We start from the raw sequence: 23,410 nt of genomic DNA, 5'->3' as shown, positions 1-23,410 counted from the left end.
ATGAGAAATATTTTTTTAATAGCGCAAAATATGTTTAAGCTAATATTCAAGGAAAAATCTAATGTAATAGTATATATCATATTACCTATAGTACTTGTTATGATTTTTATGAGTTTGCAAGGTCCTTCTTCTGGGTCTAAAGTATCAGTGGGAGTTATTAATAAAGATAAAACAGAAATAGCTTCGGATATGCTTAAATATTTAGATTCTACTGAGAAATTTAAAATAGTACCAATAAACGAAGAAAATTTAGAAGACAAAGTATCCAATGGAGATGTGCAATTTGCATTAATAATCCCTGAAAATATGAAAGAGAAAATATTAAACGAAAATACTGAAAATATCCAAATAATATCTATAAAAGGTGAAGATACTACTGCGTGGATCGAAAATTATATAGACATGTATATGAAAAATTTAATGAGCATAGCAAAAGCCTCAAATGGAAAAGAAGAAATTTTTAATAAAATATATAAAGGCTATTCAAATGGAGAATTAAAATTTCAAAGTAAATTTGTAACAGATAATGCAAAGGGAACAAATGCAACTCAAAACACAATGGGATTATTTATTATGGTAATGTTAATGGGAGCAACTACAACTTCAAGATTGATTTTAAAAGAAAAAAGAGATGGCACCTTCCAGAGGATATGTGCTTCGCCTGTAAGTTCAAAACAGTATATGATTTCCAATGTAATAGTAAATCTATTTATTGTGTTTATTCAAATTACCATAGTTATGACTTTAGCTACTAAAGTTTTAAAATATAACACTCATATACCAGCTATGCAGTTGTTAATTATATTAATGAGCTTTGGCACAGTAGCTGTAGCAATGGGGCTTTTAATAGTGGTATGCTCTAATTCTAGTGCATCAGCAAATAGCCTCTCTACCTTAATTGTTACGCCTACTTGTATGCTAGGAGGTTGTTTTTGGCCAGTTTCGTTAATGCCGCCATTTATGCAAAGACTATCAGATTTTATTCCACAAAGTTGGGCGCTAGGGGCTATAAGAAAGATTCAAACAGGAGGTCAGTTCAAAGATATATTAGGCAATATAACAATATTATTAGCTTTCGCAGTTACATTCTTTTTAATTTCAGTTTACAAAATGAAAAAGGATAGAAATGTAGAAAGATTCATTTAAGACGGGGACAGGTAACAATTAATTGATGTTTAAATGTTGAAAGGTTGGGGACAGGTAACAATTAATTGACATTTAAGGCGGGGACAGGTAATAACTAATGTATCTTTAAAACTATAAGTTTTGTTTAGCTCAATTCCTGTGATATAATAATAAAGTGAATTTGAGAAAAATTATGTAGTAATTTTTTAATATATAAATAAAAGGAGAAAAGTATATGCGCCTAAGAAAAAAATATTGGGCTAGGCCAGAGCTAGAGTCTAGCCATATTGTAGTAACAGACCATTATGTTCATAAAGGAAAATGGAATGACGAATTTAAAAATACTAATGAAATACATTTAGAACTAGGCTGTGGTAAAGGTGGCTTTATATCAGAAAGATCTAAGCAAAATCCTAATATTAATTTTGTAGGTATAGATTTAAAAGATGAAGTGCTAGTATTTGCCCTTAGAAAAGTAATAGAGGTAAGAGAAGTTAAAGGTGCAGAAGAACTAAATGTAAGACTTATGCCTCTAAATATAATGCTTATTGATGATGTTTTTGCAAAGGATGAGATAAGTAGAATTTATATAAATTTCTGTAATCCTTGGCCAAAGGAAAGACATAACAAAAGAAGATTAACTCACACTAAATGTTTAACAAATTATAAGAAATTCTTAAAGACAGGATCTGAAGTTTGGTTTAAAACAGATGACACAGAGTTATTTGAAGACTCAGTAGAGTATTTCAAAGAATGTGGATTTGAAATATTATTTTCAACCTATGACTTGCACAATAGTGATTTTAAAGAAAATGTAGTTACAGAGTATGAAGCTAAATTTGCGAGCCTGGGTATGAAAGCTATGTTTTTGAGGGCTAAACTAATATAGATAAATAATAATATAAACACAGTTAGAAGCATAATTGTCCACAGTAGAGCCATAAAATTTGGTTCTACTGTGGACAATTTTTCTTTTAGTGTACATTCAGTAATAAATCTCGAAATTCTAATGAATTTATTTAAGGGAAAGGGAGGATGATTAATTAATTTTAAATTTATTTATTTCAGCCCCTAACTGCTCGGCTAACATTTGTAGCTCACTTGAATGCTTTGTAAACTCTTCCATAGTGGCTGTTATTTCTTCTGTAGAAGCTGTAACTTGTTCTGAAGAGGCGGCTGTTTGTTCTGATATTGCAGAAATATTTTCGATTTCTAATACTGTAGATTGTTTTTTCTCATTTATATCAATAATAGATATTTTTACTTCATCAACTTTAGTAATCATTACTTCAATTGATTTTAGAATTTCACTAAATATCTCTTGAGTTTTAACTACCGCTAAGTCTTGCTCATTTACTACAGTTTCAGTGGATTTAATAGCATTTACCGCTATATCTGACTTTTTCTGTATGCTTGCTATAATTGCCTTTATTTCTTCAGTTGAACTTTTTGACTGGTCAGCAAGTTTTCTTATCTCGTCTGCAACTACAGCAAATCCTCTGCCGGCTTCACCTGCACGTGCAGATTCAATACTTGCATTTAATGATAAAAGATTAGTTTGAGCTGTTATATTGGCTATTGTTTCAGAGATTGCATTTATTTGCTTAGTGCTTTCATTCATATCTTGCATTATATTGTTAACCTCTGAAGTAGCTATCTTAGTCTTATTTGATTTCTCAATTAAGGTATTTACCATTAATAGGCCCTTTGAGCCTAAATCTTTAGTATTGCTTGAAATTTTGTCCATTTCATTAGAGCTAACACTAATTTTATCTATTCTGTTTGATAGGTCATCTATTTGAGAAGCACCGTTTTGAGCATTTTGAGCTTGATGCGTTGCACCTACGGAAACTTCTTCTATTGCACTTGCTACTTCACTTATAGAAGCGGTTACCCCCTCTGACATATTGGTAAGACTTGTTGATGTTAGGAGTACCGTCTTAGAAGAGTTTGTAACACTATGCATAAGATCTGATATGTTTTTTATCATTAAATTAAAGGATATAGCTAAATCGTTAAATTCATCTTTTGTTGAAGCGTTAATAGACACCGTTAAGTCTCCATTTGATGCCTTAGCAAATACTTCTTTTAATTTCAGGATATTATTAGATATCCCCTTGCTTAATAATAATGACATAAATACTGAAATTATTCCCATTACCAATATCATTAAAAAGGTTGTTTGTAAAATAGATTTTGTATCACTGGATAGTTCGCTTTCATCTAAAGTAGCTACGAGCTTCCAACCTGTTAATGCATTTGCTTGATAGACTCCAAATTTTTTAGTACCATTATCTTTATAATTAACAAAACCACTATTTTCTGATTTTGCTTTATTCCAAAAGGACAACTTGGAGGCTGCATTTGTGTTAATAAGCTCCTTTTGTGGGTGAGCTAAAATGTTGCCTGATACATCCGAAATAAACACATATCCTGTACTACCTACTTTCTTAGTAGATATTCGCTGTGCAAGTGTAGCTAATGTTAAATCTATTGCCACAACGCCAACTACTTGTCCATTTTTTTCTACTGTTCCTGCAAGTGTAACAACAGTGTTTCCAGTTCCATTATCTTTATACGCAGGAGTTATTACAATTTGACCTTTATGATCTAAAGCTTGTTTATACCAAGGTCTTGTGGTCGCATCATATCCCTTAGGCATTTTATCATTAGGATATGTATCAAACTTGCCAGAGGCAGTTCCATAATACATGCAAAGTATATCTTTGTTGCTTTCTTTTACGCCTTTTAATATATCAGGTATATATTTAGCATTATTACCTGTATCAACATTCACAAAATCATAATTACTTGATGCCATTAAAACCATATTAGAAAATCCATTAAAGTAATCAACTAATCCATTGTTTATTTCTGTAAGCGTTTGGCTACTTGTGACTGTTAATTTTTTACTGAGAATTGACTTTGACTGATTGTAAGAGCCAAAACCTGTTATTATTAATGGAATTACGCAAATTCCTACCAAACTAATAATTAATTTAGTACGAATGCTGTTCATTGTAAAACTTTTAAATTTCATATAATCTCTCTTTTTAAATTTATCCAACACATAACATAATAGGTTATTTGTCCACTGAAATCAATATAATTTAAAACATTTACAACAAAAATTTGATTTAATGTAAATAAAAACAAAAACAAAACAATCTAAATATAATTAAAAAATCAACAAGTACAATTCTATAAGTAGCATAGTAAGCATTACAAGATAATATAATAGTTCAGAATGTATAAATATTAATAGCAAGGGGTTGGGAAGTTGATTCAGGGAAATAAAAGAGTTTATGATAGTGAGATTAACCTAATAAAAATTTTAATTATCATCATAGTCTTACTATTGGGCATATATTTTGCACAGAGTACCACAGTTATTAAATTTGATTCCAGGGTTATTAATGATTTTTCTACAATTTTCCTTAGTATAATTTTTGAAGGTATACCATTTATACTAATTGGAGCATTAGCTTCTTCTATAATTCAAATATTTGTATCAGAGGAAGCAATTGCTAAAATAATTCCTAAAAATAAATTTGTAGGAGTTTTAATTGCATCCCTAGTGGGACTTGTTTTTCCAGTATGTGAGTGTGCTATTGTTCCTATAACTAGGAGACTACTTAAAAAGGGTGTTCCACTAAGTATTGCAGTTACATTTATGTTATCAGTTCCCATAATGAATCCCGTGGTTTTATTGTCAACACATTATGCTTTTATGGGAATGTCATATATGGTAATAGCAAGGGCTATGTTTGGTATGATTGGTGCTATAACAATAGGTGTTCTTATAGGGGTACTTCATAAAGATAGTCCTTTTAAGCCACAAGTAGTAAAAAAGCCTAGAGGCAAATCACATAAGGCTGATTGCGGTTGTGCACATCATAAACTGAAAAACCTTAAACATAATCATGATAACTGTTCTTGTGGGTATAGTCATAATCATAGTAAAGCAGGCAATGTGTTTATACGTAATATGGAGGAAATAATATCACATACAAGTGCAGAGCTATATGACATAGGTAGATTCTTTATAATGGGAGTTTTTTTATCTACATGTATGCAAGTGTTTATACCTAAAACATATATTTTATCAATAGGTGGTGGAGTGTTGTCCTCCATAATAGTGATGATGATACTGGCTTTTGTATTATCAGTTTGTTCAGAAACAGATGCATTTATAGCTAGAGGTTTTTTAGGTCAATTTACCTCAGGTTCAATTTTAGGATTTTTAATTTTAGGGCCTATGTTAGATATAAAAAATACAATTATGCTTTGTGGGAGTTTCAAATTAAATTTTGTAGCTAAACTGATTTTTCTTATAATTACTATTTGCTTTATTTTAGCTGTTATAGCAAACATATTTCCTCTTGAGGTGTTAAGCAATGCTTTAACTTTATAGATAATTCTTTATATGGATAAAACTATAATAAGTATCTACCTACAAGGGATATATTAATTAATAACTATTATCTAATCACAGGGTTATATAAGGAGGAAAGGGTTGAAAAAGAAGTTAAATTTAAATGAATTGATATGGTTTCTTATACTCACAGGCTTCACTTGTTATTTTTATATGATAATAAGTACAAATAAAATAACTTTATTTGTACATCCCAAAATGGTTAAATACGTAAAATTTGCATTATACTTTTTTATTACTTTACTTATTTTTCAAGGAAAAAATATTTATGCATTTAAAAAGGATAAAAGGTTAAAAATTGGATATATCATGTTTTTAATCCCGCTTACTTTAGGATTTCTATTAAAACCGGTGGGTATGAGTACTTACAGCGCCATGAATAAGGGGTTTTCATTAAACTCACAGTTGAAAATTAGTAACTTAAAGCATAAACATAAAGTTCTAGCGGATGGAACAGAGGTATGTGAGCATAATGAAGAACACATTAATTCTATTGACGGCGCTAACGTTTCATCAAATAAGTCTTTAGAAAATATGGTAGCAGTAAAAGGTGGAACTATAGATATTACTAAAGAAAATTTTATAAAAATTTATGAAGATATATATGGAAAGCCGCACAATTATGTTGGTAGAGTCATTAATACCAAAGGATTCATATATAAACAAAAGGGACTTAATGAAGGGGAATTTATATTATCTAGAATCATTGTAAGTTGCTGCGCTGCAGATGCACAGCTCCTGGGAATTTTGTGTGGTTATTCCGAGGAAAAATCATTCACAGAAGGCACTTGGGTAAATGTAGAGGGAACACTTGGGGAGCGAGAATATGTGGATTCAAAAAGTGGACAAATTACTGTGATTCCAATAATTAAAGTGAATAAAATAGAAAAAATAGATAAGCACAATAATGAGTATATATATAATTAGTTAATTCCAAAATTTAAGAAACATGTTAAAGGCATATGGAATTCTTAGTTATTGACATAACTCATGTAATGCTATAAACTTAACAATGTAGAAATACATTAAATATTGTGATTTTTAATAAATTTAATTTTATTATAGGATTTTTTTAAAAAAGTGAATAGATATTTTTTAGGTGCCTTTTATTAATTAAGCTACGTTAGTAGATTAAGCTACATTAGTAGACAAAGCTACGTTAGTAGATTATTTAATAGGGTGAAAAGGGAATGTGGTTTAAATCCACAGCAGCCCCCGCTACTGTAATTGAGGACGAACCTTTTATAACCACCCGAAAGGGCAAGGGAAAGGGGAGAGTGAATCAAGAGCCAGGAGACCTGCCTAAATCAGTAATATTAAACTTTCGGCGGGAAAGAACTTGTAGAAATTAAGTTAGTGCAATGAAATTTTGTACATAACAGCAGGTGCGAAAGCTTGCTGTTTTTTATTTTGCATAAAAAAAACATACAAGGAGGGATAGTAATGGCTAAAATAATGGTTCAAGGAACGGCTTCATCTGTAGGGAAAAGCATATTAGTAACAGCACTTTGCAGGATTTTTAAACAAGATGGGTTTTCTGTGTGTCCTTTTAAGTCACAGAATATGTCATTGAATTCTTATATTACATTGGATGGAAAAGAAATGGGGCGTGCACAAGTACTTCAAGCCTATGCAGCTGGACTTGAGCCAGAGGTATTTATGAATCCAATTTTATTAAAACCTTCCTCAGATAAAAAGTGCCAAGTTATAGTTAATGGGAAGGTTTTTGGAAATAGTACAGCTATGGAATATCATAATATGAAAGTGGAATTTAAAGATATGTTAAAGATGCAGTTTGAAGAGTTAGAAAAGAAATTTGATATTATAGTAATGGAAGGCGCAGGAAGCCCAGCAGAAATTAATTTAAGAGATAGAGATATAGTAAATATGGGAATGGCAGAGCTTATAGATGCCCCTGTAATCCTAGCTGGAGATATAGATAAGGGTGGAGTATTTGCTTCTCTAGCAGGAACAATGCTTTTACTGAATGAGGAAGAGAAAAAAAGAGTTAAAGCCACTATTATAAATAAATTTAGAGGGGATATAGAAATCCTAAAGCCAGGTCTGACAATGCTAGAGGATATTATACATATCCCTTGCGCCGGAGTAGTTCCTTACTTTAGACTGGATTTAGAAGATGAAGATGGTACAGTAGAATTTAACAAAAAAATCACTGCACCTATTGATGTTGCCGTGATATGGCTGCCACATATATCAAATTTCACAGACTTAGATGCATTAAAGACTGAAGAGGATGTATCAGTTAGATTTGTTACAACTAAAGAAGAATTGGGAAATCCAGACTTACTTATAATACCAGGAACTAAAAATACTATTGAGGATTTAATTACGCTAAGAAAGTCAGGACTTGCAGAGGCTATTGTGAAATATAGCGTAGAAGGTAAGGTATTAGGTATTTGTGGAGGGTATCAAATGCTAGGAAATAGCTTAAATGATCCTTATTGCGTAGAAACAAATTTAGAAAAAATAGAGGGTATGAAGCTTTTAGACATAGATACAGTATTCGAGGAAGAAAAAATAACTACAAGAGTAAAGGCGCGCAGCATTAATATGAGAGCTATTAACGTAGTGAATAGTGATAATATTCAAGTCTATGGTTATGAAATACATATGGGGATTTGTAAGTATGGGCATAAGGCAAAACCACTCTTTGAAATATATGAAAAGAATAGTGAGAGCCCTTCATTAGAAGGTGAGCACTCGTCTTCCTTTGACGGAGCAATTAATGAAGGTGGAAATATTATGGGTACATATATTCATGGAATTTTCGATGGAGTAGAATTTAGAGAATATATAGTAAATGCGCTAAGAGTAAAAAAAGCTATGGAGACTAAAAAATCTAAGGTATATGAAAGTTTAAGAGAAAAAGAAATAGACAAGCTAGCAGATATAGTGAGAGATAGTATAGACATGGACTCAATCTATAAAATCATGGGACTAAAAAAGCTGGGGACGGTTAACAACTAATTAAACTAAAAAGTGAGGGACAGTTAACAATTAATTGAACTAAAAAGTGGGGGACAGTTAACAATTAATTGAACTAATTTAATCTAAAAAGTTGGGGACAGGTAACAAGTTGAAGACAGTTAACAACTTTATAAAAAATTAAAACATTATAAGATAGTGAGGAATTAATATGGAAATTCTATTTGCCATGAATGTAGTAGATTTAATATTAGCGGTTGTTCTAGACTTATTAATTGGAGATCCATATTGGTTTCCACATCCGGTGATTTATATAGGAAAACTTATATCTGCATTAGATAAGCTGGCTAGAAAGCTATGTAAAACCAATAAGCAAATTAAAGTTTTTGGAGGGGCCATTGTAGTCGTAGTAGCTTTTTCAAGTTATTTAGTACCCTTTATAATTTTGAAGGTTTCTAGTGAGGTTTTTTGGCTATACCATATTTTTAATATAATATTGCTTTGGACAACAATAGCTACTAGAGGACTTCATAAAGAGGGGAAGAAGGTATATGACTCCTTAGCTAAAAATGATATTGAAGACGCAAGAGTTAAATTATCTTACATTGTAGGTAGGGATACAAAAACCCTTAGTGAGTATGAAATAATAAGGGCAGATGTGGAGACTATTGCAGAAAATACAGCAGATGGTGTTATAGCCCCTATTCTTTATGCAATACTAGGTGGAGCGCCCTTAGCTATGATGTATAAGGGCGTAAATACTATGGATTCAATGCTTGGATATATGAATGAGAAATATAAATATATTGGATTCTTTCCAGCAAAAACAGATGATGTATTTAATTTTGTACCAGCAAGAATAACGGGACTTTTAATTTGTTTAGCAGCACCACTGGTTGGAGGGAATATCGCTGCCAGTATAAAAGTAATGATAAGAGATAGAAAAAATCATAAAAGCCCTAATTGTGCTTATCCAGAAGGTGCAGCAGCTGGGGCTATGAGAGTTCAGCTAGGTGGGACAAATATATATTTTGGAGAGAAAATGTACAAACCAACCATAGGAAATAAAATAAAAGAGTTAGGAAAAGAGCATATAGTAGATACAATAAAATTAATGTATGGGGCAATGTTTTATTTAATAATACTATACGTATTATACGCAATATTAGTAATAGTGATGTGTTTTTGGAGATGATAAAATGATACAACTAATAGGACTAAAGCATGATGTGAAAATAGAAATCAGAGAAAAACTTTCAATTATACCAAAGCGTCAAGCAAAATATTTAGAAGCCCTTTTAAATATTTGTGAAGAGGCAGTTATTTTAAGTACTTGCAACAGAACAGAGATATATTTTGAATCTAAGGATGAAGATATTATAGGTAGAGTTTTTGAAGCATTAAATTGGGATAAGACTTTAATAAAGTGTGTAGAAAGTTATAAGGAAGAAAAAGCTATTAAGCACTTAATGGAAGTGGTTTGTGGATTTGATTCATTATTACTTGGAGAGGACCAAATTTTAGGACAAGTTAGGGACGCTTATGAAGCTGCAAAAGGTTCTAAAACAACTAAAAAGGAACTTCAAAGGCTTTTTGAAAATGCTATTGCCTGTGGCAAGGAATTTAGAACTAAATCTAAAATAAGTGATATACCAGTTTCCTCGTCTTCTATGGTAGTTAAAAAGGCTATAGGTAGGGGCCTTAAAAACTTTATGGTTTTAGGCTGTGGAGCTGTAGGGGAATTAACCTCAAAATATATACTAGAGGGGAAAATAGATTTACTATATATTGCAGTTAGAGATCTTCAAAAGGTTAATATAGAAGATCCAAGAGTAAAAATAATACCTTTTAAGGATATACATAAGTATTATGAAGAGGTGGATTGTGTTATATCTTGTACATCGGCTCCTCATACTGTGGTCCACTTAAAGGAGTTACCTAATAAGCGCTTATTATTATTTGATTTAGCTGTGCCAAGGGATATTGAAGAAATAGTAAGTGGAAATCCTTTATATGAAGTATATGACATAGATATGTTAAAAGACATCCATGATGATAACTACAAAAAAAGAGAAGCATCAATGAAGAATAACAGATACATTGTGGATAAAGCTATAAAAGATTATATAGAATGGAAAACCATGAAAGAGCTATCATCCTTTATAAAAAGGATAAAACACAATGGTGAAGATATCTACAAAGAAAGGTTAGACACTTTTAAGCACAAGAAAGAGACTAAAGATAATGAGAAATTAGCAGAGATACTTTTGAAGAGTACTTCAAATGCCTATATAAATAGAGCTATAGATGTCTTAAAGGAGGAACATTTGAAGGGAAGGGCTAAAGAATGTGTGGACATAATAAGCAGGATTTTTTAGCTTTAAATTGATCTTGATTACTTTGCTAGCCAATAAAATTAATATTTTAGTAGAATTTTAACTACACAATTGTAGTCATTTTTCTACTGTAGTATAAAAACATCAAAAATTAATATTAAGAAAAGAGGAAACTAATATGAAGAATTTAGACATATTTAATGAATCAAAACAATACATGCCTGGTGGAGTTAATAGTCCAGTTAGAGCTTTTAAAGATTTAACTGTAAATCCTCCAATTATTAAAAAAGGTATGGGTGCATACATTTATGATGAAGAGGGAAACAAATACATAGATTTCGTATGTGCCTGGGGACCTATGATACTTGGACATAGTGATAAAGAGGTAGTAAAAGCAATACAAGATACCTGTGCGGATGCTATAGCCTTTGGTGCGCCTACAGAATTAGAACTAAAACTTGCAAGGCATATTTGCAGCACCGTAGATAATGTAGATATGGTAAGAATGGTTAACTCAGGTACAGAAGCTACAATGAGTGCAGTTAAACTTGCAAGAGGGTACACAGGAAAGGATAAAATAATAAAATTTGCAGGTTGTTATCATGGGCATGCTGAAGGATTTCTAGTTCAGGCAGGTTCAGGAGTAATTACAGCTGGCATACCTGGATCTGCAGGTGTTCCAAAAGAAAGCATCATAAATACATTAATAGCAAATTACAATGATATAGATAGCGTAAAACAAATATTCGAGAAGTACGGGGATGATATTGCCTGCATAATAATTGAGCCAGTGGCAGGAAATATGGGAGTTATCCCTGCTGAAAAAGAATTTTTGTTAGAAATCAGAAGTTTATGTGATAAATACAAGAGCCTACTTGTTTTTGATGAAGTAATGAGTGGATTTAGAGTAGCATATAAAGGTGCGCAAAGCATTTATGGAATAACTCCCGATTTAATAACTTATGCAAAAATCATGGGAGGGGGACTTCCTTGTGGTGCTTATGGTGGTAAAAAAGAGATAATGGAGAAATTATCACCTATGGGACCAGTTTATCAAGCTGGTACTATGTCAGGAAATCCTGTGGTAATGGCAGCTGGATACGCAACATTAACTAAGCTTTATAATAACCCAAGTCTTTATGAACACATGGAGAAGCTGTGTAAAAAACTTGAAAAGGGACTACTAGAAATTGCAAAAGAAAACGGCATACCAATGGTAGTTAATAGATGTGGTTCCATGATTACACCTTTCTTTACGAAAAAGAAAGAAGTTAAAAATTTTGAAGATGCTAAAACTTGTGACGCTAAGATATTTTCAAGATACTTTGAGCATATGATAACAAATGGAATAAATGTTGCACCTTCTCAATTTGAGGCAACATTTTTATGTGTGAAACATACGGAGGAGGATATTGAGAGATTCTTAGAGGTATTTAAGAGTTTTAAATACTAGGGGACGGTTAACAACTATTTAACAATTAAACAGTGAGGGACAGTTAACAACTAAATAGTTGTTAACTGTCCCTTACTTAATTCTTAAAGTGAATTAGTTGTTAACTGTCCCCACATTTAAATTGAAAAACCCCTATTATTTCAAGTTGAAAATTATCTTGAAATAATAGGGGGTTATATTTATACTTTTGTTTTTATTTTGAAGTCAAATACCCTTCAGCCATTAAAAGTTCAGCTGTAAGAACTGCACCACCGGCTGCACCACGTAGAGTATTATGTGATAGGCAAACAAATTTGTAGTCAAACAAACTATCTTCTCGTAGTCTTCCAATTGATATGCCCATGCCTTTTTCAATATTTCTATCTAGCCTAGTTTGTGGTCTATCATTTTCCTCAAAGTAGGTTAAAAATTGTTTAGGGGCATTTGGGAGTTTTAAAAGTTGAGGTTTTCCCTGGAAACTTGCCCAATGCTGCAAAATAGTTTCTATAGATGGTTTATCTTCAAAGGAAACAAAGACTGCAGCTAAGTGGCCATCTGACACAGGAACACGTATGCATTGAGTTGAAATAATAGGATCCACAGCATTAACTACCATATCATTTTCTATATGGCCCCAAATTTTTAGAGGCTCTTGCTCACTCTTTTCTTCTTCTCCACCTATATAGGGTATTACATTATCACTAATTTCTGGCCAGTCTGAAAATATTTTTCCAGAGCCAGATATAGCTTGATAGGTACAAACTAATATTTTTTTAGGTTTATATTGCATAAGTGCACTTATAGCAGGAACATAACTTTGAATTGAGCAATTAGGTTTAGCAACAATAAAGCCTCTTTTAGTTCCTAGACGCCTGCGTTGAACCTGAATTAATTCAAAATGGTCAGCATTTATTTCTGGAATAACCATTGGAACATCGCTAGTATGTCTATTTGCAGAGTTATTTGAAATTACAGGAGTTTCAGCTTTTGCATATTTCTCTTCAATTTGTCTAATTTCGTTGGCAGGCATATTGACAGCGCAGAATACAAAATCTACTTCACTGCTTATTAAATCTACTTGATCTATATTTTTTATTACTATATTTTTAACACTGTCTGGCATTGGCATATCTAATTTCCATCTATTATTTACAGCTTCAAAATAAGTCTTACCCACAGAGTTCTCACTAGCAGCAATAACAGCTATTTCAAAGTAAGGGTGATCTGCTAGCAGCGTAACAAGACGTTGACCAACAAATCCAGTTCCACCTAGCAAACCAACTTTTAATTTTTTATCCATTGTATTGATACCTCCATATTTTAATGATGTACATTTGTGATAACATATAAATGCTATACTTATATATATTCAAATCCACGTTACAAAGTTAATAATAATAATAAATATATAAAATTATATACAGTTTACTATTATTAATGATTATAATGTTAAAAAGTATATACTTCAAGTAAAAAATTATATAGAATAGATATGTACATAAATTTATGTCTTGACAAAGAAGCTATAAGTTATATAATTTTTTTAGAAGATGTCTAAGAGAAATGGGGAATAAAGTTGGTTAAAAATGATAAAAATAAGATAAAGCTATATGGGTTTAATAATTTAACAAAATCATTAAGTTTTAATATTTATGATATTTGCTATACGAGGACGGAAGAAGACCGCAAGAAATATATAGAGTATATTGATGAACACTATAATGCTGAGAGACTAACAAAAATTCTTACTGATGTTACTAACATAATAGGTGCTAGCGTACTAAACATTGCGAAGCAAGATTATGACCCTCAGGGAGCAAGTGTAACACTACTTATTTCAGAGGAAGAAATTCCACTATATATGGTTGATCCTTCTTGTAATAGAGGAAATTTAACTCCAATTCGTGAGAACATTGTGGGTCATTTAGATAAAAGTCATGTGACGGTACATACTTATCCTGAAAGTCATCCTCAAAATAATATAAGCACCTTTAGAGTGGACATAGATGTAGCAACATGTGGAACTATATCCCCATTAAAAGCTCTAAACTATTTAATAGGTAGCTTTGATTCTGATATTATTACTATTGATTATAGGGTTCGTGGCTTTACTAGAGATATGGATGGTAAAAAGCATTTTATAGATCATGAAATTAATTCTATACAAAATTATATAGCAAGTGAAACTATAAATAGATACAATTTAATTGACATGAATATATATCAATCTAATATATTTCATACAAAAATGATATTAAATGATTTTGAGCTTGATAATTATTTGTTTGAGATTACAGAAAAAGATTTAAATAATGAAGAAAAATGTGATATTATAAAGAAATTAAAAAAAGAAATGGTGGAAATATTTTATGGTATGGACATTTCTAATGGGTAACTTCTTTAAAACCTACTAAATCGCTTTAATTAAAGACTTCAAAAGGAGATTAATACTCCCATTGAAGTTTTATTTTTTTTAATTCTATAGATATTATTTGTAGGGGTATTGTGTAGAGGATAAAGCCTCTAATTATGCAAACTAAGGAATTTACTCAAAAATGTAAAAAAATCTTTTGTTTATTCTAAATATAATGTAATATAAAGGGTTATAAATGATAAATATGAACAAAATAGGAACAAATATGGTATAATAAAAGCAAAAAAACAAAAAAAGGTAGGAGTTGTACATGCGTTGGTTAGAAATCACAAGGGGTAATCCTTTAAAAGGTAGTATTACTATACCGGGATCAAAAAACAGCTCGCTGCCATTACTTGCTGCGTGCTGTTTATGTGATGAAGTGGTTATATTAAAAAACATACCTAATATTTCTGATGTTAGCTTAGTATGTGATATTGCTAAGGATATTGGGATGAAGATAATAATTAAAGAAGATAAGTTAATACTAGATCCATCTAATATTAATAGTGCACTTATAGACCATAATAAATCTGCTGACTTTAGAGCTTCTTATTATTTTGCCGGAGCATTGCTAGCAAAATTTAAAAGAGTTTCTATAGGATACCCAGGAGGCGATGATTTTGGGTCAAGACCTATTGATCAACATATCAAAGGGTTTGAAGCATTGGGCGCAAAGTTTAATTTCTATAAGGATTATTATGTGGTCCAGGCAAATAAACTTATTGGAGCAGATATATATTTAGATGTAATTTCAAGCGGGGCAACTATAAATATAATGCTTGCAGCTGTACTTGCGCAGGGCAAAACAATATTACGAAATGCAGCTAAGGACCCGGAAGTTGTTGATGTGGCTATATTTTTAAATGAAATGGGCGCTTTTGTTAAGGGTGCTGGAACAGACATAATTACTATTGAAGGTGTAAGATCACTAGGTGGAGGTACCCACTGCGCTATTCCGGATAGATTAATTGCTGGGTCTTATCTAATGGCAGCAGCTATAACAGGAGGGGATATTAAAGCTTCAGGTATTATACCTGAGCATTTGATATCCTGCACAGCAAAGCTTGAAGAAGCAGGGGTATGTATAGAAGAAGGAAATGATTTTATAAGAGCATATACACAAGGTAAGATTCAGGGTGTAAATGTTAAGGCTACTATGTATCCCGGATTCGCAACGGATCTGCAACAGCCACTAACTGCCCTGCTGATATTAGCAAGCAGTCACAGTGTTATTGTTGATAAGGTTTATCCAGGAAGATTTAATCATTGCCAGGAGCTAAATCGCATGGGAGCAGATATTATTATAAAAGAAGGAAGTGCAATAATTCCTGGTAATAGGTCTTTAAAAGGAGCCTGGGTTAATGCTTCAGATGTAAGAGCTGGAATATCTCTTATTTTAGCGGGATTAATTGCGGAAGGTACAACCTATATTACTGGGGTGGAACATATTGAACGTGGATATGTGAATATTGTTAAGGATTTCCTATCACTAGGTGCGAATATTAAATTAGTTGGAACTGATCTGGAAGAAAATAAAGAGTTTGATATTTGCTAAGGAATGTGGCAGAAAAGCAAAAAAATAAATATTCAAAAATTATAAATATTATTAAACCTAGATACCACTACATCTTTAAATTAAGATGTAGTGGTTATTTTTTTAATAGAAATGGCATACAATAATACACCATTATGTGTTCCTATTACAAATTATAATTTATTGAAGAATGCTAAGTTATCAAAGCATTTTAACTAAAAAATACATAAGTTCAAAAAAAATACTTATATTATAAATAAAAGATGGTGAAATTAAATAAACATTAAAAAAAATAAAAATTTCCAATTTTTTAATGTTTTTTTATGGTTTTTTAATAATAATATGGTATAATTTCAAATATATTATTTAAATATTCTAACAAATTATAAAAAAGAAGTTTTCTTTTCATTATTAAAAATTTAAAAGATATAGAACATTATTTTTTACGGATATGGTTTTAAATTTTATTTATTGTAAACTATTGTATGTTAAATTATTAACATAAGTTTAAAAAGGGGGAGAACTAGCATGTTAAAAAAAGAAATCATAGCTATGATACTCGCAGGAGGTCAAGGGTCAAGACTAAAACAATTAACAAAAGTCATAGCAAAGCCAGCAGTTCCCTTTGGAGGAAAATATAGAATCATTGATTTTTCTTTAAGTAATTGTTCTAATTCTAATATAGACACCGTAGGAGTTCTTACTCAATACCAACCATTGGCTTTAAACGCTCACATAGGCATAGGAGCACCATGGGATTTGGATAGAAGAAATGGTGGTGTAAGTATGCTTGCCCCTTACCAAAGCGAAGATGGAGGCAATTGGTACAATGGTACAGCAGATGCTATATATCAAAATACAAATTACATTGATAGTTATGATCCAGAATATGTGCTTATTTTATCAGGAGATCATATTTATAAAATGAATTATTCCAAAATGCTAGATTATCACAAAGAAAAAGCTGCAGATGTTACGATTGCAGTACTAAAAGTATCAAAGGATGAGGCCAGTAGATTTGGAATGATGAACACTCGGGAAGATAATACTATTTATGAATTTGAGGAAAAGCCAGAAAATCCAAAAAGTAATTTAGCATCTATGGGAGTTTATATATTTAATTGGTCTGCTCTTAAACAACTTTTAAAAGAGGACAACCTTGATAAAAGTTCTAGTAATGACTTTGGTAAGGATATAATACCAAAAATGATAGAAAATAATCAGAAGCTATATGCCTATCCCTTCAAAGGATATTGGAGAGATGTTGGTACTATTGAAAGCTTTTGGGAAGCTAATATGGATTTGCTGTCTGAAGACAATGATTTGAATATACATGACGCTAAATGGAGAATATATACAGTTAATGCTAAGTTGCCACCTCAATATATTGGACCTGAAGCTAAGATAAGTAATGCCATGGTAAATGAGGGCTGTACTGTTTTTGGAGAGGTAAACAATTGTGTGCTTTTCCAAGGAGTACATGTAGGTAAAAATACAAAAATAACCAATTCGGTTATCCTGCCAAATACTAAAATAGGAAATAATGTGGTTATTCATAAAGCAATTATCGGAAGTAATGTTTGCATAAGACATAATTCACACATTGGCAATGGTGAAGATATTATTGTTATAGAAGAAGGAAAGGACATTAAAGTTGATCCGAAAATATTAACTAAATTATAAATTGAGGGAGGTGCCAGTATGCTTAAAAACTACATAGGAATATTAATGTTAAATGAGAATGAAGATAATATTAAAAGTCTTACAAAATCAAGGCCTATAGGAGCTATACCTATAGGCGGAAGATACAGGATTATTGATTTTGTGCTTTCAAATATGGTTAATTCGGGTATTCATAATATAGGTGTGTTTGCTAACACAAAAACTAGATCACTCGTGGACCATTTAGGCTCAGGTAAACCTTGGGACTTGGATAGAAAAATAAATGGGCTATTTTTATTTAATTCAACAACAGATGGATCTAGGTTAAGAGATATAGATGCATTAAGTGATAATATAGATTATATTCGTAGAACAAAGCAAGATTATGTAGTGATGTCTTCTTCCTATATGTTGTGTAACATGGATTATAATGAGGCTGCTAAGTTTCACGAAGAGTCAGGTAGTGATATAACCTTATTATACAAAAAAACAAATAATGGGAAAAAGCACTATATAGATAATAGTACACTTTATATTAATGAGGAAAATAAGGTTTTGAGCATTGGTAAAAACATTGGAGCAGAGGACAAACTAAATATATCCATGGAAATGTTTATAATGAAAAAAAGCACCCTCATAAACATTATAAACAATGCAGTTCAGACAGGATATAGTAATTCCATAAAAGCAGCTATTTATAATAGTGCTCCTCAGCTTAATGTAAATGCATTTGAGTTTAAAGGATACGTTCAATGTGTGAATTCTGTAAAAAATTATTACAAAACTAGTATGGATATGCTAAATGGAAAAGTAACCAAGGAATTATTTTTTAACAATGGGTTAATTAATACAAAGAGTAAAGACGGAGCACCTACTAAATACTTTAATGAGTCAAGAGTTAAGAATGCATTGATATCCAATGGATGTATTTTAAAAGGAAGTATAGAAAATAGTATAATTTCAAGAAGAGTAATAGTTCATGCCGGTGCAGAACTTAAAAATTGCATAATATTTGAAAGTTGTGAAATCAAACAAGGATGCAAATTAACTAATGTTATTCTTGATAAGAATACTATTATAAATGAGAATACAGTATTGAAAGGAGATGAAGATTTCCCAGTTGTTATAGAGAAAAAATCCAGATTAGAATAATAAAAAAACTAAGGGGGGGTTAGTATGAAAGTATTATTTGTGGCTTCAGAAGCTTATCCTTTTATAAAAACTGGAGGTCTGGGGGATGTATCATATGCACTACCTAAAGCATTAAGAAAGATGGGTATTGATGCAAGAGTTATTATACCAAAATATAGTACCATTCCACTGTCCTTTAAAAATTGCATGGAAAATCTAGCTAGTTTTACTGTGCCAGTTGGGTGGAGAAATCAATATTGTGGTTTGAAATATTTAACTTATGAGGATATACCTTACTACTTTGTAGATAACGAATACTATTTTGAAAGACCTGAGATATATGGATGTTATGATGATGGAGAGAGATATTCTTATTTTTCAAAGGCCGTGCTAGAAGCTATAAAATACATGGGCGATTTTGTGCCAGATATAATTCATTGCAATGATTGGCACTCCGGAATTGTGCCGGCACTGCTTAAAGATATCTATAGTGATGATGAAATATACAGTGAAATAAAAAGTGTATTCACTATTCATAACTTAAAATATCAAGGAGTATTTCCAAAAGAAATACTTGATGAGTTATTAAATTTAGATGAGGGGTATTTTAGTGATGATGCACTTAAGTTTTATGATGCTATATCCTTTATGAAGGGCGGAATTGTTTTCGCAGATGCAGTAACTACCGTAAGTGAAACTTATGCAGGGGAAATACAGACTCCGTTTTATGGTGAAGGACTAGATGGGCTATTGCGCTCAAAATCAGAAAAATTATATGGCATAGTAAACGGTATAGATTATGAACTCTACAATCCTAAAGTTGATAAAAAAATATTTTATAATTTTGATTCAGACTCTTTAAAACAAAAGGTGAAAAATAAATTAAAACTTCAAAATCAACTATGTTTCACCGTAAATGAAAATATACCGTTGGTAGGAATTGTAACTAGACTAGTAAAACAAAAGGGTTTAGATTTAATAGTAGAGAAACTCCAAGAACTCTTAAGCCTTCCTATTCAAATAGTGTTGCTTGGCAATGGCGATGGGTACTATGAAGATATATTCCAATATTATGCGTCTATATATCCAAGCAGAATATCAACAAATATTGTTTTTGATGAGGTGCTAGCAAAGAAAATATATGCTGCTTCAGACATGTTTTTAATGCCATCATTATTTGAACCTTGTGGTATTGGTCAGCTTATAGCATTAAAATATGGAAGTATTCCAATTGTACGTGAAACTGGAGGGTTAAAGGACACAATTATACCTTATAATAAATATACTGGTACTGGCAATGGTTTTTCTTTTGAAAATTATAGTAGTGATGAATTAATGGACGCCATAACTAGTGCTCTGAATTTATACAAGGACAAAGATTCTTGGAATAAATTAGTTAAAAATGCCATGACTTCAAACAATAGTTGGGAAAATTCAGCTAAAAATTATATAGATTTATATAGTAATTTAATAGATTAAAATTTTATTTGTTGTAGATTTAAAATTTTTAGGTGGTGAGTATTGTGGTAATAGATAAAGAAGAATTTAAAGTAGATTATATAGAAAAATTACAGACTATGTTTGCAGAAGATGCAGTGGATGCATCCAGGCTTCATCAATATGTTGCATTAGGCGCATTAATAAAAGATTATTGTTCTAAATCTTGGATAGAAACTAATAAACAATACGGGAAAAGCAAAACAAAACAAGTCTATTATTTTTCTATGGAGTTCTTAGTTGGTAGATTATTAAATAGTAATTTAGTTAATCTAGGTATAAAGGATGTTTGCGAGGAGGCCTTTGCAGATCTCGGAATTAGTTGGATAGATATAGAGGATATAGAACTGGATGCTGGACTTGGTAATGGTGGGCTTGGAAGATTGGCAGCATGCTTCTTAGATTCCATGGCATCTACGCAAGTGCCCGGTCATGGTTGCGGTATAAGGTATAAATATGGATTATTCAAACAGAAAATAGAAGATGGTTATCAAGTAGAAGTTCCTGATAATTGGCTAAAAAACGGAAATGTTTGGGAAATAAGAAAAGAAAACAAGGCTGTAGAAGTAAGATTTTCTGGAGATGTATATTTGAAGGAAGAAAATGGGCAAATGAAAGTTATCCATGAAAATTATCAATCCGTAAGAGCGGTACCTTATGATACTCCAATAAAAGGATATAAAAATAATACCGTAAATACACTAAGGCTTTGGAGTGCTGAGACTATGGAAGAAGATTTTGATTTTTCATCCTTTAGTCAAGGAAATTACGCAAAAGCAGGTGAGGATAAATATTCAGTTGAGGCTATTTCACAAGTTTTATATCCGGATGATAGCTATGAACAAGGACGGCTTCTAAGGCTTAAACAAGAGTACTTTTTTGTAAGTGCTGGAATGCAAAGTATTATCAAAAGCTATAAAAAAATGAAGATTTCACTTAGCGAATTTCATAAGCATGTGGCAGTGCAGATAAATGATACCCACCCAGCTGTAGCTGTGGCTGAGCTTATGAGACTGCTAATGGACGCACAGGGACTTACTTGGGATGAGGCTTTTACTATTACCACTGGTACAATGGCCTACACTAACCATACAATTATGGCAGAAGCACTAGAAAAATGGCCTGTAGAAATGTTTAAAAAATTACTTCCACGTATTTACATGATTATAGAAGAAATAAATAGGCGTTTTTGTAATGAAGTTTACCATAGGTACAATGGAGACTGGAATAAAGTTAATAAAATGTCAATTATTCATGATGAATATATTAGGATGGCATATTTAGCTATTGTAGGAAGTCATTCTGTTAATGGGGTTGCAAAGCTGCACACAGAATTATTAAAGCACCAAGAACTTGCGGATTTTTATGAATTCTTTCCAGAAAAATTTAATAATAAAACTAATGGCATAACTCATAGAAGATGGTTATTAAATTCTAATGAAGAGCTAGCAAACCTTATAACTGAAACAATAGGTGACAAGTGGATAAAGTCTCCGAATGAACTCCGTAAATTAATGGATTATGCGCAGGATGCTGCTTTCCAAGAGAAAACACAAGATATAAAAACAAATAACAAGATAACCTTTTCAAATTATATATTATCAAATTATGGCACTGAAATTGATCCAAGTTCTATATTTGATGTTCATGTAAAAAGAATGCATGCATATAAAAGGCAACTTTTAAATGTTTTCAATATAATGCATTTATATAATCAGCTTCGCGAAAATCCTAACCTAGATATAGTGCCAAGAACTTTTATATTTGGTGCAAAGGCTTCTCCAAGTTATAGTTTAGCAAAGCAAACTATTAAGCTTATTAATACACTTGCTAAAAAGATAAATAATGATCCTATAGCTCACGATAAAATAAAGATAGTATTCCTTGAAAATTATGGAGTATCAATAGCTGAGAAAATTATTCCTTGCGCTGATGTTAGTCAGCAGATATCTACTGCATCTAAAGAAGCTTCTGGAACTGGTAATATGAAATTTATGATGAATGGGGCTATAACAATAGCAACTTTAGATGGAGCTAACGTAGAAATATTTGATGCAGTGGGAAAAGAAAATATTGTTTTATTCGGACTAACTTCTCAGGAAGTAATAGAGTATTATAAGAATAAAAATTATAGAGCTTCTGATATTTATAATAGCGATATGAGATTAAACTGTATAGTAAATCAGTTGGTAAATGGATTTTTAGAAACTGATAAAATGGAATTTATGACTATATACGATAGTTTGATCCCTCACAATGATGAGTTCTTCGTACTTAAAGATTTTGATTCTTATGTAAGGGCTCAAAGTGAAATTGATTCTCTATTTAGACAAAAGTCTATTTGGCAAAGAATGGCTATTACCAATATTGCGAAGTCTGGAATATTCTCCAGCGACAACACTATAAATCAATATGCCAAAGAAATTTGGGATACACCAATGTTTAGAGTTAAATTATAATTATATAGAGTTAAATACAAGTAAGTATGCTAGCCTACAAATAGGTTAGCATGATTCTTTGGGGACGGTTAACAACTAATTAATGTTTAATTAGTTGTTAACCGTCCATTTTTATTACTAAACAAAAAATTTAGTGCAAAATGCTTAATGACATTTCAGAAGGAAAGTCTCCCATTTCTATAAGTGGGAGTCACATACTACAACAAAAGGAAAACTTCAGTGAGGGGATAACAATTGAGAATTATTATCTGCTCCAGAGGTCTACAAGGGGGTAAATCTCATTCTTAAGTCTTTAATTGCAGCGACCCAGGAGATGATTTAGTGGAATATTTCACATTGAAATCTACAAATAAGTAGAATCAATAAAAAAATGTTGAATTAATAAAAAAAATGTTGTAATATTGTTATAAAGAATACATATACGAACAATTAACAAG

General features: G+C 31.5%; 16 protein-coding genes and 1 riboswitch. Of the genes, 14 read left to right on the top strand and 2 right to left on the bottom strand.

Features of this window, described 5'->3' with window-relative positions:
* Window positions 1-1,146, top strand: a complete 1,146-nt coding sequence (locus tag G9F70_RS20770; protein ID WP_164945574.1) for an ABC transporter permease — start codon at window positions 1-3, stop codon at window positions 1,144-1,146.
* 214 nt (window positions 1,147-1,360) lie between these two features.
* On the top strand, window positions 1,361-2,014 hold the full coding sequence (trmB, locus tag G9F70_RS20765; protein ID WP_164945573.1) for a tRNA (guanosine(46)-N7)-methyltransferase TrmB: 654 nt from the start codon (window positions 1,361-1,363) through the stop codon (window positions 2,012-2,014).
* Between the two features lie 150 nt (window positions 2,015-2,164).
* Here the strand turns inward: trmB and G9F70_RS20760 are convergent, their stop codons facing one another.
* Window positions 2,165-4,165, bottom strand: a complete 2,001-nt coding sequence (locus tag G9F70_RS20760; RefSeq protein ID WP_164945572.1) for a methyl-accepting chemotaxis protein — start codon at window positions 4,163-4,165, stop codon at window positions 2,165-2,167.
* A gap of 243 nt (window positions 4,166-4,408) precedes the next feature.
* Between G9F70_RS20760 and G9F70_RS20755 the strand changes: the two genes are divergently transcribed.
* The 6 genes from G9F70_RS20755 (at window position 4,409) to hemL (ending at window position 12,295) form a co-directional block, all read left to right on the top strand.
* Window positions 4,409-5,539: a permease gene (locus G9F70_RS20755; protein WP_164945614.1), complete on the top strand. Its 1,131-nt coding sequence runs from the start codon at window positions 4,409-4,411 to the stop codon at window positions 5,537-5,539.
* 102 nt (window positions 5,540-5,641) lie between these two features.
* Window positions 5,642-6,487 (top strand): TIGR03943 family putative permease subunit, encoded by an 846-nt coding sequence (locus G9F70_RS20750; RefSeq protein ID WP_164945571.1) that lies wholly within the window; start codon window positions 5,642-5,644, stop codon window positions 6,485-6,487.
* Between the two features lie 220 nt (window positions 6,488-6,707).
* Window positions 6,708-6,881, top strand: a riboswitch (cobalamin riboswitch).
* A gap of 122 nt (window positions 6,882-7,003) precedes the next feature.
* A complete protein-coding gene (locus tag G9F70_RS20745; protein WP_164945570.1) occupies window positions 7,004-8,548 on the top strand; it encodes a cobyric acid synthase in 1,545 nt (514 codons plus the stop codon).
* 169 nt (window positions 8,549-8,717) lie between these two features.
* A complete protein-coding gene (cbiB, locus tag G9F70_RS20740) occupies window positions 8,718-9,701 on the top strand; it encodes an adenosylcobinamide-phosphate synthase CbiB (protein WP_164945569.1) in 984 nt (327 codons plus the stop codon).
* Between the two features lie 4 nt (window positions 9,702-9,705).
* Entirely contained in the window at window positions 9,706-10,884 is a 1,179-nt protein-coding gene (gene hemA / locus G9F70_RS20735) for a glutamyl-tRNA reductase (RefSeq protein ID WP_164945568.1), read from the top strand.
* Between the two features lie 136 nt (window positions 10,885-11,020).
* Window positions 11,021-12,295, top strand: a complete 1,275-nt coding sequence (hemL, locus tag G9F70_RS20730; RefSeq protein WP_164945567.1) for a glutamate-1-semialdehyde 2,1-aminomutase — start codon at window positions 11,021-11,023, stop codon at window positions 12,293-12,295.
* A gap of 193 nt (window positions 12,296-12,488) precedes the next feature.
* Here the strand turns inward: hemL and asd are convergent, their stop codons facing one another.
* Window positions 12,489-13,574, bottom strand: a complete 1,086-nt coding sequence (asd, locus tag G9F70_RS20725; protein WP_164945566.1) for an aspartate-semialdehyde dehydrogenase — start codon at window positions 13,572-13,574, stop codon at window positions 12,489-12,491.
* Window positions 13,575-13,850: 276 nt separating this feature from the next.
* On the opposite strand from asd, the gene speD reads away from it, so the two are divergent.
* From speD to G9F70_RS20695, 6 genes are all read left to right on the top strand, one after another.
* Entirely contained in the window at window positions 13,851-14,669 is an 819-nt protein-coding gene (gene speD / locus G9F70_RS20720) for an adenosylmethionine decarboxylase (RefSeq protein ID WP_164945565.1), read from the top strand.
* Between the two features lie 289 nt (window positions 14,670-14,958).
* Window positions 14,959-16,245 (top strand): UDP-N-acetylglucosamine 1-carboxyvinyltransferase, encoded by a 1,287-nt coding sequence (gene murA, locus G9F70_RS20715; protein ID WP_164945564.1) that lies wholly within the window; start codon window positions 14,959-14,961, stop codon window positions 16,243-16,245.
* A 507-nt stretch (window positions 16,246-16,752) separates the two neighbouring features.
* Window positions 16,753-17,907 (top strand): glucose-1-phosphate adenylyltransferase, encoded by a 1,155-nt coding sequence (locus G9F70_RS20710; RefSeq protein WP_164945563.1) that lies wholly within the window; start codon window positions 16,753-16,755, stop codon window positions 17,905-17,907.
* 18 nt (window positions 17,908-17,925) lie between these two features.
* A complete protein-coding gene (gene glgD / locus G9F70_RS20705) occupies window positions 17,926-19,038 on the top strand; it encodes a glucose-1-phosphate adenylyltransferase subunit GlgD (protein ID WP_164945562.1) in 1,113 nt (370 codons plus the stop codon).
* 24 nt (window positions 19,039-19,062) lie between these two features.
* Complete coding sequence (gene glgA, locus G9F70_RS20700; RefSeq protein ID WP_164945561.1) at window positions 19,063-20,496, top strand: glycogen synthase GlgA; 1,434 nt, start codon at window positions 19,063-19,065, stop codon at window positions 20,494-20,496.
* A gap of 44 nt (window positions 20,497-20,540) precedes the next feature.
* Window positions 20,541-22,973, top strand: coding sequence for a glycogen/starch/alpha-glucan phosphorylase (locus G9F70_RS20695; protein ID WP_164945560.1), 2,433 nt, complete (start codon window positions 20,541-20,543; stop codon window positions 22,971-22,973).
* Window positions 22,974-23,410 lie beyond the last annotated feature (437 nt).

Origin of the sequence: Clostridium sp. FP1 (assembly GCF_011065975.2) — a bacterium.
Classification (GTDB): Bacteria; Bacillota; Clostridia; order Clostridiales; family Clostridiaceae; genus Clostridium_AD; species Clostridium_AD tagluense.
The sequence above is the reverse complement of the archived record's forward strand: the minus strand, read 5'-3'. Positions and strand labels throughout refer to the sequence as shown.